Source organism: Citricoccus sp. CH26A, from assembly GCF_000224415.1.
Classification (GTDB): domain Bacteria; phylum Actinomycetota; class Actinomycetes; order Actinomycetales; family Micrococcaceae; genus Citricoccus.
Genome location: NZ_AFXQ01000001.1, coordinates 136,545 through 154,161, shown reverse-complemented (window position 1 = coordinate 154,161; position 17,617 = coordinate 136,545). Strand labels below are relative to the sequence as shown.

The following is a 17,617-nucleotide window of genomic DNA, read 5'->3' as shown; positions in this document are numbered from 1 at the left end:
CAGCAGTATCCAGCGCATTGGTGGGGGTGGCATTTGGATGCGCTCCGTCTTTGGTGTTAGGTCTCGCGGGTGATGAGCCCATCGAAAGTGCTTGTCACGGCGTGGTCATGGTTGCCTTCGGCGATGTAGAGGGCGGGCAGGAATGGTGCGACATCGGGTAGGGCGGTGAGGTCAACGGCTCGGAGCTTGGCGAGGTCGAGGGTTTCGCAGATGGTGGCTTCCAGGGTTTCGAGATCCCACGTGTCGCTGTCGTCCGGGGGCACTGCCAGCAGAATGGTTTGGGGGCACGTGCTGTTGGTTGGTCGTAGTGGAAGACCAAGCCGGTGGTTTCCTCGGGGCTAGGGATTGTCTCTGTCCATTCGTCGATGAGAAGTCCGGCGACGGGTTTCTCCGGATCGACCTTGTCGTGGGTGTGGACGATGAGCGATAGACGGCCTCCCGGGGGGCGGGGTGGTGGTTCGGCAGTGGATTGCCTTGCTGGCAGAGGGAGGCCGAGCCATCTGTCCCCGGGAGTATGTGGAAGCTGGCCCACCGCCAGGCTGAGGCTGGCTCCACCGAGTGCTTCTGCATGGACCATTGTTCTGTGCAGACGGCTTGTTCTGTTGCGCACGCGGGCGGTGCGCTGCAGCCAGGTGGCGACTTCAACGGGGTTGCCGTCCTGTAGGGCGGTGTTCGCGGCGAGGGTGTTGCCTAGGTCAGGGCCGTTGACGGCCACAAAAGGAGGCAGGATCTGGAGTTCTGGACCGAAGATTTTGGCCAGCCGGTCGATGTGCCAAGCGCGGGTCTCACGGGGAGGCAGCTGCTTGCCTGGTTCCTCTGCAGCGACCTCGGCCTCCCGCTGCGCGTAGGCCAGGTCGATAGCTCGGAGAGCTTCCAATCGCTTCGTCGCCTCGCGGACTAGTGCTTGGGCCTGATTCGTGAGGTTTGCTCGTATTCGTTCGGAGTCACCGGTCGGTTCTACCGGAGTGGCGCTGGTGAGGCCGTAGGAGCAGAGATTCAGGAGCGCCTGGCGGAGTGGCCCGGAGCGGGGCTCCGGGTTTGTGGAGCCGATGAGATCCCCAAGTTCCTTAGTGGCCTGGTCCAACCCTGCAGCTGCGGCGATGGCCCGGCTGGATAGGAGCAAGCTCTCCAGGGTGCCCGGTGGTTCGGTCTCCGCTGTCTGCGGTATCGCCGTCTCTGGCAGGGCGAGGTCCGTGGGACTCAGTGCCCGGGCTCCGTGGATGGTGTCTTTGATGGAGCGGACTGCCTCCAGGACTTCAGTGAAGCTGAGTGAGTCTGCGTCCCACTCTGGCTGACGACCGAAATGAAGCCGCACTTCCAGCTGTGTGTCATCGTCGTCTGCGTCAGCTGGGGGATCGCTGTCGAGAACGTGTCGTATCACCCGATACTCAAGCTCTGAGGATTCGTGTGTTCCTTGTTGGTCAGGTCGCTGGATCAGGTCGATTGGCGCCACCCCGATGTCCTCCAGGAGGACTTCTACGGTGCTGGGCGCGCGTTCGCCTGAATGGAGCTCGACTTTGCAGCGGGCGCGTGCGGCCTGTGGACCGAGAAGATAGGCGATCCACGCGTTCAGGTATGGCTCGGCTACCGCCCGCGGCGTCGAGGGACCCCACACCGGCCCTAGCCGGCTTCCGTCCATCAGCACCAGGACGCGGTGGGTGATCCCGATGCCGGTTCGGGGAGTGCGGATTACCTCGATGTCAGGAGGGGGTGCTTCGCCCTGTGCGATCGCTTCCAGGGTCGCTCCGGCGCGCACGGGATTGCCTTGAGCGACGTGGTGGACGGATTCGGCCAGGGCCAGGTCGGCCACGGCGTCCAGGACATCTTCGAGGGCGTCTAGCTCCCGGATGCAGGCCTCGTAGGCTGCAGTGCCGGGTGCGGGCAACAGGTCGCTGGTCCCCCAGGGCAGTCTTTGCGGAGAATCATCTGGCTGGCGATATTTCTTCAGAAGGGTGAGCCCATCGGCGACGGATGGTGCTGGGGCCTGCTCCAGCGCGGCGGCCCATGCCTCCACGTCCTGGGCCGGCACGGCCGCCGCCGGCGAGGCGATCCTTCGGAAGGAGAGGATGTACTGATCCAGCACCAAGGCCGGGTGGTTTTCGTGTAAAGCGCGCTCGAAGCGATACCCCAGCAATGACGACAGCGACTGTCCGTCCCGGACGCCGTCGATGAGCCACTTCGCCGACCGCACGCGTGCCGAAGACAGATTCACTGCCAGGGCTGCTCGGTCATTAGGTGCTTGGCGGGCTAGGTAACCGCTGCGGAGAATTGCGGCGGTGGTCCCGTGCGCCAAAGAGGGTGCGTGTACGTAGCCTCGCGAACCCGCCGAAGTGTAGAGGGGCGGGGCGAGCTGCGGCGGGAGTTCCAAGGCGGTGTCAATGGTCGGTGCAGGCGCCTGTGTGCGTGGCGTCGGTGCCAAATCCTCAACCCAGCCATAACAACCCACATAGACACCGTTCGGGTTACGTCCGCGCAACCACTCCAACCTCTTCGTCGCCAACGATGTAGCCCATGCATCGAGACGGTACGAACTGAGGTCAAGCGTTTCCCGCAGCGTCTGCGACAACGAGGCGCTCGGACGTTCCGCCAAGTAAGCCACCGCCCGGACGAAGGCACCTAACTCGGCGACGTCCGGTGCAACGTCAGGATCTCCTCCCTTCCCAGGGCCAGCTTCGTAAAGCCGTCGTCTCCATATTGCCCCCGGCACTGTGATGTCACGGTCCCCTTCCTGCGCCAGCACTGTCCGAAGGTCATCCAGGAAGCCACCGATTTGCTGATTGCTGCCTCCATGGACGATGGGCCTGGTCAGCAGGTTTCTCACCGGGGACTTGTTGCCGTCAGCAACGTCGGGCTCTCGTCGCTCTTCCTCAGTCACCTCATTGCGACGGGCCAGGATCCGGTAGGCCGCATCGAGGTACTCGTGCTGCTCGGCGTGCCGAACAAGGAGCTCAAGCAGGCTGTGCGACGGCAGGGGGGATGGGGCCAACTCCTCGACGAGTCCCGGCAGTGCACGGTAGGCCTCGGAGGCCATGGTCCGCAAGTAATTGGAGGTGAGAGGTTCCCGCTCGGAGAGTAGCTCGATGCCGTTGTCCCTTTCTTGCACGATGCCAGCCGTGAACCTGCCCTGAGGTTGGACCCCCCATAGGGTCCGGATGCCTCGCGGTGTCCACGTGATGCCCAAGGCCTGGGCTAACTCCCTGGCTCGGTTGCTGCCGGTGTGCGCCGCGAAGGGCGTCGCCGGATCCGAGGCCAACTGGCCGAGGCGGGTGGCGTTCCGAGTGGCATAACCAACTGCTCCCGGGCTCATCGCCAGCACGCGCAACAGCTCAGCGGAGGGCTCGGGGCTGAGCGGCGCCCGCGGAACAGCGTCCAAACCACCACGCCATAGCTCTCGGGCCTTGAGCAGGAAACGGTGCAGGGCAGCATCGATCGTTCCGGCTTCCAGAGGCTGCCATCGGTCCAGGGAGATAGCGGGAAGCACCCCGTAGGGTTGGTGTCCGACGCGGATTGCAGGTAAGGGACCACGGCCGCGAACGAAGCTGGCAAAGTGTTCGCGGACCATCCGCGTGGTGTCGATGGAAGGCGATCCGGGCCCTGCGAGATAGTGGTCCAGCGAGTATCCAAGTGTCGCCTTCCACACGAGAGTGTTCATGTGGTAAGCGTCGCGCTGTTCCTGGGCGGTGGCACCGGGAATCCGATCCAACAAGCGGTGATCGATTCCGAGAACCTGAGCCATCACTTCACGGTTGGATCCCTCCCCGGCAGGGAAGGGCGGGGCTTCGGCGGTGGGGGGGTGCGTCCCATAGTCATGTTCTGAGGAGTCCATGCCGGACGGTGCCTCGTCGGTGTTGTTCGTGGGCGTTGATTGGCTAACAAAGGCCAGTCCGTCGGTATAACGGTGTGCATGAAGAAGTTCGGCTATGCGTTCCGCGCCTTGTGCCGCCTCCGTATTTCGCGCACCGAAGACGACCAATCGGTCCAGGCGCGTTTCGGCGGGCAGCGTGTAAGGAATCCGCAGGCCCATCCCGTTGGAGACGGCGGCTTCGAAGTCGACCAGCCAGGCCAGTTCCGGGTCCCTGGCCAGGGTCGTGGCGTCAAAGCCGCTGGCCTCCGACCCGGGTCCGACTGCCACGGCGTCCTCGGCGATCTGCTCTCCCGACCAGGCGAACACTCGCTCGTCGCCGATCCAGCCGGTCGCGATCCACCGATCCGGCAGCACCCGAGTCTGGGGACGTCTTGCTTGGCTTGTTTGGGGTGTCTTCGGGAATGTCGGCAGTATCGGCAATTCGTCATCCACACCGGTTTCGGTTCCCGGCCTGGAGGCATAGTTCGTGGGCTGTAACGCCTCGGCGATGTATGCCGCACGCGGGGGCCCGAAGCGCTCGGTGAGTTGTGTCCAGGCCGCCTCACGCCGAGGCGCATTCGGCCCGCTGCGCCAGACCTGTTGCCAGAAGGCACGGCCCCACGCGTCCTCTGATTCGGTCAGTCCAGGCTGGTGCCACTCCACGGCCAGGTCCTCGACGTAGACGCGGACAAGAAGCGAGGGGGTGCCGGCTTCGACTCTGAAGCGTGTCTCGATACGGACGGGAAACAGGATGAGCGGGTGGTCGGTCGGGGGCCCGTCGAAGGGTGTGCTGGGAGGAGTGAGCGTGATCATGGAAGCCAGTTCCCGGCGTGGACTTCCAGACGGTATGCCTTTTGCAAGGTGATGTAAGCCATGTCGGCCCCACTGCGTCCCCACGTGGCCGCGGTGTCCGGGACACGCACGTTGCCTTTGAGTTCCGGCACGATGCTGGGATCGATATAGGGCGTGCCTGCCCGCAATCCGATGTCCGTCCAAGCCAGTTTGCGCCACGTGGTGAGTGGGTCGGTGGCATCATTCCTGCTGCTGTTCAGACCGAACCTGGGTTCGAAGGGGTGCTCTTGCATGACGATGAACCAACCCGGTTTTTCCGGAGGTGCCTCCCCACCCACCGCGACAGCGCTTCCGCCTTCGATGTTGAATCCTACGAGGCGGACTCCCGGGGAGATGTCGACAATGAGGGAGGGAAAGAGCGGTTTCTGGTCCTCGTCTATGACCGCCGGAGCGACCGGTGTCGTACCGTCCACGGACCGCGACCATCGAGCGGGCGCTGCGAAAACCACAGCGGTCGGAAAGCGTGTGAGTACATCACCCTTGATGAGCAGGGCGACGAGGTCTTTGCCCCGGTCCGGTTTCAAGTGCTTGCCGAGGCGGTCTTTCCACTCGGAGACGGGGGGCAGGTCTGCCCTGGCCTCGCGTCCTGCCTCGGTGGTCTGATCGTGGCCCTGAGCGCGGACGTCCCAGAACTGGCGGAAGTAGGTGCCCCGGAGGTCCGTGGGGAATTCCCGCCAGAGTAACTCCCGGTTCATCTCATCGTTGAGGCCGGCCATGTACGCCTCGAGCACTGCCGGGTTGGTGTCCAGCAACAGCACCGAGTTGTTCGGCACCGCATCGAGCCCGGGCAGCAACAGATCTGAGAAGACGTCTCGTAACGGCTCGTACATCGGTTGGGTGAATATGGGGGTCACGTCCAGCGGTGTCAGCGGATCGAAGTCGGATTCTGACCGGTGGGACATACGTGTCGTCTTGATGCGTGCTCTGGCTTCCACGGGATAGGTGGTCTCGGGGTTCAACTGGCTGAGCATTTCGGCTCTGGCGCTGTCAGCGAGTCTCCCGTCTCGGCTTCCAGTGGGGGAAGTCGGGGAGGGCCAGAGCGCACGAACGTCTTCAGGTTTTGCCGCTGTGAAGAGTTGAGCGGTCAGAGCCGTTGGCATTGCAGTCAGGGCGGAGAGCAGTGGGCCCAGGGTCGGTCCCAGCGGGGAGGCCGTCACCTGCATGGTGGTGGATATTGCGGTATGGCGTGCCAGTGGTCCTTCAGAGCGAGCGAGCCGCCGGAAAGGCGAGGAGACGATCGCGTCGACCAGTGGGGCCGGTGGGGTGAGAGTTCGGCGCACCTGGTCTGTGGGTGGCGCGACGATGGGCGCAGTGATCTGTTGAAACGTGCTGGGCGTGAGATTCTTGAGACGCTTCTCATAAATGGAACGCGTCACTTCCTGCCCCAGTTGCTTGCGCGCTTGCCACTGGTTCGCTTCAGCGACCTGCCCCGCTTGGCGCCAGGCTGCGCCGACGAGGTGCTCCTGGTTTTCACGAACCACCCGGGCTCCGATTGCGGCAGCGACCCTGTAGCGAGGATCAAGGTTAAGTTCCCGCACCCATGCCGGAACGGCCTGATTTACACCCTGGCCAGGATCGGTTGCGTTGCCGACGGCGTGCATTTGCCCATAGCGGGGCAGGGCCACACGGTTGTCCTGCCCGTTGGGTACACGTAGCTGCTGTTCCAAAGCCTCCCGGTACTGTGCCTCGGTTACTGCCAGCCCATCCGGCCACTGGGGCACCTTCTCTGTCTTGGGCAACAAGATGCTCGGCAGCCCTAGAGTGGCGCCGGGAACCTGCGGCATCCCCCGGCCCGCATCCCCGACGTCCATCCGAGCTGGTTGCGGGGCATCGTCGGCGCCGACCATTTGTAGCCGGTCGACCAGTTCCTCGAAGTCCTCTTCGGTGACCGCAGTGCCGAACTCCCAGGAGAAATACACCGGGAGGGTCACCTCGCCGTCTGTCGGGGACGTATCCCAGGCAGGTTCCAGCCTGGTTTCGTCCTCTGCGGAGATCGGCTCACCCAGTCCTGCTTTCCGACCCACTGCGAAGGCCGGGACGAGGCAGGCGAGATAGCCGGGACTGTGGTCGGGTTCGAGCCGGCGTGGACAGATCAGCCGGGAGATCGTCTGATGCGGATGGGTTGTCATGCTCTCGACCACGTTGGTGGTGTCCGCCGGGCCGACGAATTGGGCGTGGGCCCAGAGCCACGATTCAGCCAGGTTGGGCAGCTCGTTCCGGGGGCACTGCAGTTCTGGTAGGGGGCGACTGTGGTTGTGAGTGATGCGTGAGGTGGTCTGACTGACCACGACCAGTACCAGCCAGGGGCGAAGGCGGTCCCCGCTTGGGGCGGCGGGTGTGAGCAGCCAGGGAAAGTCGGGTCGGTCGAATTCGATGGTTGCCAGCAGGTGCGGGGGGAAGTCGGGCGTGTGGTGGGTGGGTTCTGTGCGGACGATGACTCGAGAGTCGATGCCGGTCACGTCTCCGGGGCCGTAGAGGCGCAGGGGCATGGTGACGTCGTCCGTGGCTGCGACGTTCTCCGGGCCGGTACTCGTGAGGCGTACTGTGATGGGGGCGCTGGGCCGAGACGGTAACCCGGAGTTCAACGTGTCGTGTTGCTTAATGCTGGCTGCCAGGCCGGTTCGAACCCAGGGCAGGAAATGATAGGCAGCGTTAGTCATTCCGGTCCTTCGGGTATAGCGGCACGATGGCGTGGCGGCGCAGATCGGATGGGTGGCGTTGACGGTGCAGTTGTAAACCCTGCAGGGCGGACAAGTAATCGTGGTGCGTCGGGGGTGCCGTACTCAGTTCGGTGTCCGGCAATGGCTGGTTCCGCAGGGCGGGGGGGATCTGGGCGTGCAGACCTCGGCCTGCGACGACAGCAAACTGAGGTTCTCGTAGCGTCACAGCGGGAGTTGCAGGTGTTGCGAATCGCCGGTAACCGCTTTGGGCTAATGGTGCTGTCGCCGCCGCGCCCGTAGCTTCAACATGGTGGACGAACTCGACGCTCACCAAGGACGTTCCCGCCGGGACGCGTTTCGCTTCGTTGGGTCCAAACTGACGTTCCCGGTGCGTGGTTACTGAAGAGTCGGATGTGGTTTCGCGGTCTGCGGCCCCTCGGGGAGACGGTGTAGTTGGTGGGCGCTGTGGGCGCGAGATCATCTCCCGTGCATATGCGATTTCGGGCTCGATGATTGCCGGGCCGCCCATGAACCCCGTGGGGGCGAGGCGAAGCCCCGCAGGCATGTGCTCGAATGCCGGCGCCGTCAGCTTCTCGTCGTCGGTCATGTGCCGGAACTGGGCGGGGGCGAAATACTCCTGGATGACGTCTACGCCTTCCACCGGGGTCGAACGCACGGTGCCGTCGGCATCCACGATTCCCAGCGTGAAATGGCGGTAGGGTTGCGGGGTTGTTGACCCGAAGCGGTTGATTTCGCGGGCGAGTGGGGCCACCCGCTGGGTGAGGCTTACTTGCGCCAACGGATGGACGAAAATGTCCGGATGTCCCACGAGTTCACGTAGCGATACCAGCGGGTGCTCCCCGTGGGGGAGCCCGGTCGACCAGTTGCCCGGCTCCTCAAGTGCGTCCCGCAGCAGGGGGCGAAGATCATGCGGGGGTGGCAATTCCGGTCTCTTGTCGGATCCGCCGATTTGGACATCGAAATCTATAGCTCCGCTGAAGAAGAGCACCTTGAAGGAAGCCTTGCCCCACGCCCGCCACGGGGTAGGTCCCGTGAGCGTCATATCCAGCGCGACGGCCATCACGCTCTTGCTCTTGTGCTTCAGTGCCAGGCTCGCTCCGAGGTCAGCGATGAATCCGAAGGGGTCGAGCTGGATGAGTACATCTAGCTCGAGCATTCCGGCGATGCTGAACGGCCCGGCCTTGGCGAAGAGTTCAAGCCGAGCACCGAATTGCACGGTATTGGTTGTCAGCGCCAGATAGGCTTCGAGCCGCAGTCGTGGATTGTCTCCGGTCGCCAGGTTGATGCTGACGCGGTTCAGCGCGGGGAATCCAGAGGGAGGTTGGAACCGCGGGTTGAATCCACCGATTGCTAGGACCATGTCGGGCGCGTCGCCGAAGTTGGCCCTCAGGGCCATGTCGCCGCTGACGGTGAAGCCAGCAATCCTCGAATCAAAGAGTGAGGCGTCGAGGGAGACATCGCCTGAGGAGAAATCGACCACGCCGATGGCATCGAGCCGGAGAGCGACGATGGCTGCCTTCTCATCGGGCAGAACGACTTCTAGTCGTCCCAGAACTATCAGCTGTACTGGAGCCGGTAGCTCCAGGATGACGGCGAGAGAGACCTTGACCATCGTGGGCGTGCCCCAACCGAGTTGGACCGCGGGCCCAATCAGGAATCGTCCGGATGCCGGAGGGAAGACCGTGGCCAGATCGCTTAAGATCTGCGGAGCATTCTGGCTGGGGTCAGCCGGAAAGAGGAGGGATCCTATAGCGCCAGTGCGCAGGCCGCTCCGCAACGCGTCCACGGAGGCTGTGCGGTTGACTCCGACGAGGCCGCCGACCCCACTGAGCGTAAAGCCATAGCCCAGTTGAACAGGGGGCGAGAAGGTAGCCGACATCAGGACGACCAAGGAGAATCCCGAAGATCCGTCCGGCATGCGGGTGTTCAGTAAACCGAACGCGCTAAGGGAAAGCGTTTCAGCTAGCTCGAGTTGCACTGCCCCGGCGTACTGTTCCCGATTTTCGCTGATGAAGAGGTAGCCACCGCCGACCACCACCCCGGCATCCACAGACAGTGCCACACCGCGAGGATGCTTGTGGCTTAGGTCCAAGTCAGCGACGCCGAGATTGCCGCGCTCGAATTTCAGCCCGGCTTCAAGACCCAGTCCGTCCACGGTAGCGCGGAACGGCCCGAGAGCCAGGGACGCGTTGAAGCCAACCATCAGGGCCACACCGTCCGATCCGACCTGGACCCTCCGGTGCACGCTGTTGATCGACAGCGGCCCGAGCCTGAGGTTGGGCCGGTCCGTGGCCTCCAACGCTGCACCGCCGTGGAGCCTCACGCCGGACATGCGGGACCATTCGAGTCCCAGCTGTAGCGGCAGCTGGGACCTGCCGCCCGGCAGGAAATAGCTCAACAACCCGCCCGCCTCTGCGGGCGAGAGGGTCAGTACGCTTTCTTCTGCCTCGATGGAAACGTCGGCGTCCCACGCCCCAGCTACGATCGAGACTACGGTGGACCACTTCCACGCCCCGAAAGTGATCCCCGTACCATTCGCCGCGCCAAGTTGCCGCAAAGGGTGAGTCCCGCCCGCCTCCCGCGCGGGAAGGAATCGAGCAGTCACCTCAAGCCGTGCCGCCCTTCCTTCCGTCGCTGGGGTGCTATCGGAGGCTGCAACGAAAAACCTCTCCCCCTCCCCCGAAAGACGCACCCGAAGGTCAATGTTCGGCAAGGCAGCAGATTCAATGTCAACGCTGCCCTGTAGTCCAAATTTCACACCCGGTCCCGAAATACCGCCGGTGCTGACGGTGTGGGTTGGGACGAGCTCAATCTCCACGGACAGCGCAGCCGGCGCACCGGTCACAGGCGGTAAAGGCACCATGAATAGGGCGGATCGGAGGAGCGCACTGTCCTCGTCCGTGGCGATCTCCGCGGGGAGGTCCTGGGCACCGACAACGCCCATGCCCCCTGCCGCGATGGCCAGCTGACGCAGGCGCCCGAACACCCGTTCAGCCACTTCACGGGCTGTAGCTTCATCTTTCAAGGGAACGATGCCCAACCACTCACGAAGTGCGGATTCCGGTGAGCGGAGCAACTGCGTCACCCGTTCAAGCCGCAGGGTCGGACGAGTTACCGCGAGACGCGCCAGCAGTGGCGGCTCGCCTGGGGTCGCCATCGCACTGGGGCGGGTGTGCTCAATCACCCCGAGCAGCTCGAGGAGACTGTAGGTGGCTGGTGAACGATCTCCAAGCCAGATCAGCGTAAGAAGTTGTACGAGGTCCTCACCCAGGGCCGACAGCACCTCTTCGGTGACCGCTCCCCCAGCAGTAGCAGCGGCAAGAGCCGAGGCAAAGTGTCGTACTGACGCACTGGCGCGCTGCAGGTTCTTGAGAGAAGCCAGGGTGGATTGGAGAGAGGCGGTGTTGATGTTGTCCCGGAGCGTGCTCAGAGCGGCATCGAGCCCGTCGAGGGCCGCAGAGACGGCGGCCATGTCGACCCGCTGACACACCCAGCCCATCGACCGCAGGAGAACCAGGAGATCATCCTCCCGCCCCCCGACCCGGTGTAACGGCGAGATCATCTCCAGCCATGTGTCTACCAGGCCTTCGATGAGGTTTCGTTCGCTCACGGTGACCATCCAGGTACTGGCCGCTCAGCAACATTAGGAATGGAGAGTGGTGCCACATGTCGAGTGTGGACCACGGTTCCCGGGAATGAGCTCGCGGCGGGGGTAAATAGGTCGCGCGTCATCCAGTGGAGGCGGTGGACAACCTCGAGATGCCCGCTGATCTCTTGGAAAGTAATCGCCCCCAGATTTGGCGAGCCAACCACGTCCCGAGCCTCGGTCGCGATGAACAACCACTGGATACCGGATAGCAACGAAATGGGTCGATTTAACACTTCAGAACCCCTTTTAACGACCGACCTTGTGTCCCTGACGTACGTAATGCGATACGCCCAGTTTTGCGAATTAGGGCGTAGAAGTAACTCCTCTAGTGCCCTAACGCGATCTTCCGTGGGCCAAGGTCCGTCGGGCACGCATGCCATCTCAGCGAGTGCCGTCTCGTCAAACCACTCAGGATGCTCGCGCAGCTCCGCTAGCGCCCGTCTGAAAAGAACCGATCGCGCCGTATCACCAGCTTTCTCGGCCTGAATTTTCAAATCGTGCCACCAATCAGCACGTGTTTCAGGCTCTACGCCATTGGCAAATCCAAGCCACCCCTGAGACTCAATAATGGGAACCTGTGTCTGGCCAAAGTAGCCCGCTGCCTGTGAGGTTAGCGTCTTCCAGTCCGCATTCTTCAGAGCGGTCGAGCATAACTGCACAATGCAGCAGCTTTCACCGTGAGGGCCGAAGTACGCCATGTGGTTCGTGAAGGCGTAATGCACGTCACCGGACAGGACAACGACTCTGCCGAAAGTGGCCAGTGCGGCGAGGATCTTCTCATAGGCTGGGCGGTTGGCTACCCAGGGTTCGTGGTCACCGTAATATCCTCCCTTCGCCGCGACGGCAGCGGGCTGCAACACTGCTTCAGCCAAGGGGTATCCGTTCACCGGGGCAGGAGCGATGACAAGTGTGAGTCTGTCAGTATCAGGCCGGCGATCAGTCAGTTGAGACGTAATTTCCTCGTCCGGCAGGAGCGCCGCCGGACCCTTGTGGCTGGGATATCCACGTCGGGTGCGGGTGTCGAGGGCGATCACGCGGTGCGATTGGGCATCCAGCACCCAGTCCCAGCGAACCCTCTCCACACTTGAAACTGGCATTAGCCCGAGAGCATTGTCGACGAGTGCTGGATCGGCATCCAGCGGTGGAACGGCGCTCCCCGTCGCGATAGTGAGGGCGTCCAGTACGTTTTTGTGCGAGCCTTGAGACCAGATCTGTGGCTCGTTGCCCCAGGCTTGGAACACCGCAAACGCAAGCAGCCCGTTGCGGATGATCCGTTTGGTTATCGGGTTAAGAACGGAATTCATCTGCCAAGCGCGGTCAAGATTCCAGTCATCGGTGATCTCATGATCGTCGAACATCATCATCGTGGGCACATTGGCCATCGCTCGGCGTACACGCCGTACGGACTCGGCATAGCTGCGAACCTCGTCCTCGAGCTGGAGTCGAGCGGTGCTGGACTCGCGAGCCCACAACTCGTCCGACCACGCGAGCAGATACATGGCGCAAAACTCAGCGAAGAACAACAAATGTCCTTGACGAGTGTCGCTGGTGATCGTTGAAACTTTCTTGAGGTAATTTTCGCGCTTCTCACCTGGGCCGAGATCCACGTCTGTTATGACGTGCCCGTCTGGAAAGCGCTCCAAGGCGGCGGCACCAATAAGCTCCTGTCCCAGGGCCGTAACCATGGGCAACAACGTCAAGGCAACGTCGTCTGCGTAGATCTGGTCACCGGTGAGGAATAGCTGGTGGGGCCGACGAAGAGCGTTCTCTCGGGTGCCCGCACCCGCTTCTTTCCGCGCAACTTCCAAGAGAATGTCTGCGATCTGCAGGGCGTCCGGACCGCCGCCATGTGGCTTGCGACAAGACCCATGCAACACCGTGAGCCGGTCCAGAGCAGGGGGCAAACTGAATGTCGGGAGTTCACCCTTGTCGTAACCGAGAGGGAAGTCCCCCGTCAACAGTTCTTCCTGATCAGCGAGCGATTGCGGAGCACCGACAGGGTCCTGTGGCGTCAAACGCACGTCGTACTTATAAACCATTCCCGCAGATAATTCTCCACTCGGAGAATTGGGAAGGATGGATACCGTGCATACACAGACGTTTAGTTGATTTCCGAGTCGGCGCGTCTGATGCGTATCGCTGATCCACGGCGCCGCACCGTCGGCTCCCCACACCAAGAGCTCAACCTTGCACGCCACCGAGGTAGCCACAAAAATCGAGATTATTGATTTTTCCGCGGTTTTTTCGACTCTACGAAGTATCGGCCCACAGATAAGAAGCGGCCAGTCCGCTGGAGGACGATAAGGCAACTCGGACATCCTGATCGCTTTCTAAAATGCTGTTGACCGTGAATTGATAGCAAAAGCTAGGCCGCCCTTCATGGGCTACTAAGAATTCCCCTCCGCGTCGAGCTTCACACTAGGATGAGCCGCAACACATACGGTTGCAGGGTTGTGCCACCGCTTAATTCGGGAACGCGCCAATTTTTTAGACATAGAATTCCAAAGCGTTGCACCCTCTACCGGTACGATCGACTGGTCACCGGATGTCTCCTCCGTCTCGACAGGAGGCATGGGTCAGTACATAGCGGACAAGATGGCGTGCCTCGGCTGATCGCTCGTCGAATTCTCTATCGTCGGCGAGTCAGTAGCGCGGGTTAGAAGGTCCATTCGAGACTGTATCCATCCAGCACGGATGCGGCCCGACGGCAGTTTCGCAGCGCTGACCGTTCCTCTATCGGTTATTCCAATACCGGTCGTTCCAATAGTTATTATTCCAAGTTGAAGCCACTTGGTTATTCCACGCTGCCTGGGACGCGATATTCTTCCTGATTCCCTCTTGAACCGCGTTGAACGCGGTGTCGCTTCCCACGTTACGGTTCACCGGAATTACTGGAGCGCTAACCGGCGGCGAAACGGTTGTAGGACTCTGGTGTTGTGGTGCGAGACCGTGATCGTTGTTGCTGTTCTTTCGGGACCGAGCGATCGCTCCAGTAAGGCCAGCAGCAATCACGATCACGGCTCCGACCTTTTCCGGGGTAATGTACTTCCGAAGATTTCGAGGCAATTAAATCACCTTCTCAATTGGCGTGAGGTTGTAGTTCCGGCAAATGCTGTCGCGACCATGCCGCAGGCTATGTCCATTTGAGCACCTCCATGGGTCATGGTCTACTAAATACTTAGATGGGCGCATAGGACGCCCTTTAGGTGCTCCTGCGATGACAGTGCTCCCCTCTCAGGAATCAGTCAATAGTCAAACGACGGTACTTAGAGGTTCTGCGGATAAGTCACGGCCGTCGGGTGGGGCGGATGTCCAGCGGTGGGTGGTCCAGGCGGTGCGGATCAGTCTGCGGCCGATGATGATGGCGTTGGCCCAAGCGATGAACGCCTTGATCACCCGGGTGTGTTTCTCGGTGCAGATGGCAAACTTCCTAAAGCCGCGGTTGTGTCAGGAATTGGAGCGTTCGATGACCCAGCGGGCCCCGGCCTGTAGCGGGGTCCCCTTGGTGCTGTTCACCGCCGTGCAGCCGAGTTGGGCCAGTAGTCCGCGGGTGGCCTTGGAGTCGTGCCCTGCGTCCAGGTGCACACAGATGGCCCTGGACAACTGGAATCAGAACCGGCCCAGCGTTTCCAGCGTGGGACGCAGGAACACCGAGTCGTGGCGGTTGGCTCCGGCGATCACGCAGCCGACCGGGATGCCGGTCTTGTCCACCAGCAGGGAGCGTTTGGTGCCGCGTTTGCTGCGGTCCACCGGGGATCGGCCGGCGGTCTTGCCACCACGGAGGCCTTGACGATGCACCCGTCCTCGACCAGGTCGGCCAGTTGCAGTCCGACGATCCGGTCGTAGGCCTGAAGGCACAGTTGCTCCAGGGCGGTGAAGACTCCGGCGCTGGTCCACTCATCGCGTCGGTCCCGCAGCGTGGTGACCGAATACGTAGCCTCGGCGATCTTCTTGTAGACCGCGCCGAGCACGAGGATTTGGACGAGCTTGTCGAAGATGACCCGGTCCGGGATCCGGAGCCGGTGCCCACCCCGGTGGTGTTGGCCGCCGAGCGGCCCGGGGTCGTCGTCGATGCGCACCGACGGGAGGTGCGGGTGGACGGGGAGCTGGTGAACGTGGCCGACAAGCAGTTCGCGGTCCTGCACTGCTTGATGGCGCACCGCGGACGCACCGTCAGCCGCCCGGAACTGCTGCAAGCCTTATGGGAGCACATGGAAGACGTGCCGGAGGCTCGGACCGTGGACGTGTACATTCGCCGGTTGCGGGCCAAGCTGGTCCGGTTCGTCAGTGCCGTGCGCACCGTGCACGGGCGGGGATACTGCGGGCACGACCACCCCGACATCCCCCTGGGTGCCACCACGCCGGCTCTGTCACCGCGTGGAAGCCCGTGAGTTCCACGCAGGGTTGAGCCTCCGTGACCACTAGCTGGAGAACACCCGGGCCCCTCGGGAATGACGGCAGACCCCGGTCCCAGGGGTTCGTCTTTGAGGCCGTCACCGGGGTATTCGGCCGAGGCCTCCACGACCGGGACCACCCCGAAAGCTTGAGTGTTTTCACAGCTTTCCCCGGTGGTCTCACAGGAGAACATGGAGACCCGTACCAGTGCCTCGCCCTCGGTGAAGGCGAAGTCCCCGGCGCCCATCACGGTGACCTCCACGGTCTCTGCGCCGTTAACGCAGTCGATGTCGTCTGAGAGAGCGAAACCGGTCGCCAACCGGCCGCCCCGGACTGCTCGGGCGGCCTCGGCGGACACGCCCCCGGTCCAACCGGCTTGGCAATCGAAGCTCACCGAGAAGTTCACGCCAGCGCCACCGACCACCAGCGTGCCCTCCTTGGGGACGGTGATACTGGCGGCCTGAACAACGGTGGCACCGGTGGACGCCAGGAGCACGGCGGCGCCTCCGGCCGCTGCGAACGTGCGGGACAAAAACTTCATGATGGATCCTCAGCGGGACTAGGGACATGGCTGCGGTGCCTGATGAGGCGGTCACCCTGCCAGAACAGATGTCTTCTGACCGGGATGTCACGAGAACTCACGGTGGGGGTGGCCAGATCACAGAACCCGCCCCCGGCGCACCGGCAGCCATGAGTGCCTCCAGCGTCCGGTCCATCACGCCCCCAGGTCATCGTGCTGCTTGAAAACGGCTCCACCCGGCGATGAGACGTCTCGATGGCGGGAAGGTGGACCAGGTCAAGCAGGCTGCACGTGGACCGCGAATGAGGAGACAGGACGGTGGAACCCCGGGAGAATGGGGTCATGGCGGATCGGTTCGCTTTGTGCCCGATGTTGGGCAGGGTGAGTGGCTTCGCCCCGTCGAGGCAGCGCCCTGGGGCAGTGTTCTGTCGGTGGTGCCGCCCGGGTTTGCCGCGTACGCGCGCGTGTTTCATCCCGTTGAGCGTGTCCGTCCCCGTGCCACGAGGACGTGGCGGGGCCTGGACCAGCAGATGGCCTTCGCGGTTGTCAAGGACATCGGGGCGTTGCTGGAGATCCAGCACGCCACCTGGGCGCAGGCCGCTGCGTCGTTCGGTACGACCATGCACCCCTTAGCGCAATACGCCCGCCTGGTTCGCCGTGACTATGGCGAGGCCGAGGGGGTGATTGCCGCCGACGGGTGGCGATACAGCCCACCGGACGAGGGCTGCCTGGACCGCACCTCCCTGACCGTGGTCGCAACGGTCCTGTCCCGGCATAGCACCACCCCGGAAACCGGGATTGCCGCGATCTGGGACGGCTGGGACGGGCTGAGCAGTGCGGGGCGTGTTTTCGACTTCGAGCCCGAACCGGACGGTGAACGGCAAGCGTCCTCCATCGACGAGGCCCCCGGGCGCAGCGCCGGCTCCGCACTGCGCGGCCGACTGGCCGAAACCGTGGGCCAGGTGATCAACGCAGTGCAAGGCACGGTGCGGCAGCTCCGGGGCCGCGCCCGCAGTGATTCGGGGCCGCGGTTCGCCCTGCACGCCGCCACCGGGCGCGACTATGTGATGTTCGAGGCCGGGGCCCAGGACTTCGCCGACACCCGGTGGCCCGCCCGCGCCCCCTGGGTCGGGGACGTGACTCGCGCGCAGTCACCTAGCATCCTCTGGCCCGAGGATCGCGCCTGGGTGCTGGCCACCGATATCGACTTCGACTCCACCCTCATAGCGGGCACAGCGGCACTGGTGGAGGAGCTGATACAGACTCCGGGCCTTGAAGTGCTTGCCGTTCGCCCCGACGCCGACCTCACCTCGGACGGCGATCTGCTCAACCGGCCCGGATGATTCCACGGCCGACGTCCCGTCGATGCGCGGCTACCGGCTCGAGGAGGAACACCCGGCGTGCTGGCCCGCCCCAGAGTAGACAGCACCAGATGGCTGGCGGGCGTGACCGTCACTAGCCTGCGCAATTGGATCGAACGGCCGCGACTGGGCACGTACCAAGGGCATGGACGTCAGTGGTGTCTGACCAGTGGTAACTTACAGGTGGCCATAGAGTAGTGACTTCTGATCTCTTCGCCCCAGGTCAGACGCATGATTGATATACGTCGCCTAAGCGCGAACAAGCGAGCGGATGCACCACGGGCTCGCGGCAGCGAGGAACGCCGCCGCTCGGGG

The 17,617-nt window shown here is 63.1% G+C and carries 6 protein-coding genes and 1 pseudogene; 2 read left to right on the top strand and 5 right to left on the bottom strand.

Annotated elements, in window-relative coordinates; all coding sequences use genetic code 11:
* Positions 1-94: 94 nt before the first annotated feature.
* The 5 genes and pseudogenes from CITRI_RS19195 to CITRI_RS19970 all read right to left on the bottom strand — a co-directional run.
* Positions 95-4,657: a hypothetical protein gene (locus tag CITRI_RS19195; protein WP_141565873.1), complete on the bottom strand. Its 4,563-nt coding sequence runs from the start codon at positions 4,655-4,657 to the stop codon at positions 95-97.
* Entirely contained in the window at positions 4,654-7,356 is a 2,703-nt protein-coding gene (locus CITRI_RS19190; RefSeq protein ID WP_141565872.1) for a hypothetical protein, read from the bottom strand. Before CITRI_RS19190 ends, CITRI_RS19195 begins: the two co-directional genes overlap by 4 nt.
* Positions 7,349-10,987 (bottom strand): DUF6603 domain-containing protein, encoded by a 3,639-nt coding sequence (locus CITRI_RS0100660; RefSeq protein WP_141565871.1) that lies wholly within the window; start codon positions 10,985-10,987, stop codon positions 7,349-7,351. Before CITRI_RS0100660 ends, CITRI_RS19190 begins: the two co-directional genes overlap by 8 nt.
* On the bottom strand, positions 10,984-13,065 hold the full coding sequence (locus CITRI_RS19185) for a hypothetical protein (RefSeq protein WP_141565870.1): 2,082 nt from the start codon (positions 13,063-13,065) through the stop codon (positions 10,984-10,986). The genes CITRI_RS0100660 and CITRI_RS19185 overlap by 4 nt, the downstream gene beginning before the upstream one ends.
* 1,213 nt (positions 13,066-14,278) lie before the next feature.
* Positions 14,279-15,081, bottom strand: a pseudogene (locus tag CITRI_RS19970) (IS5 family transposase); the annotation flags it as partial.
* On the opposite strand from CITRI_RS19970, the gene CITRI_RS19965 reads away from it, so the two are divergent.
* Together CITRI_RS19965 and CITRI_RS0100635 are read left to right on the top strand one after the other, a co-directional pair.
* Positions 15,049-15,417, top strand: coding sequence for a winged helix-turn-helix domain-containing protein (locus CITRI_RS19965; protein WP_369731953.1), 369 nt, complete (start codon positions 15,049-15,051; stop codon positions 15,415-15,417). The pseudogene CITRI_RS19970 and the gene CITRI_RS19965 overlap by 33 nt on opposite strands.
* Before the next feature lie 1,054 nt (positions 15,418-16,471).
* On the top strand, positions 16,472-17,284 hold the full coding sequence (locus CITRI_RS0100635; RefSeq protein WP_010142599.1) for a hypothetical protein: 813 nt from the start codon (positions 16,472-16,474) through the stop codon (positions 17,282-17,284).
* Positions 17,285-17,617: the final 333 nt, after the last annotated feature.

What these genes read in the sequence shown, in the direction of transcription:
- CITRI_RS19185 (WP_141565870.1), bottom strand. Translation starts at nt 13,065, where the DNA reads ATGGTTTATAAGTACGACGTGCGTTTGACGCCACAGGACCCTGTCGGT.
- CITRI_RS0100635 (WP_010142599.1), top strand. Translation starts at nt 16,472, where the DNA reads ATGGCCTTCGCGGTTGTCAAGGACATCGGGGCGTTGCTGGAGATCCAG.
- CITRI_RS19190 (WP_141565872.1), bottom strand. Translation starts at nt 7,356, where the DNA reads ATGACTAACGCTGCCTATCATTTCCTGCCCTGGGTTCGAACCGGCCTG.
- CITRI_RS19195 (WP_141565873.1), bottom strand. Translation starts at nt 4,657, where the DNA reads ATGATCACGCTCACTCCTCCCAGCACACCCTTCGACGGGCCCCCGACC.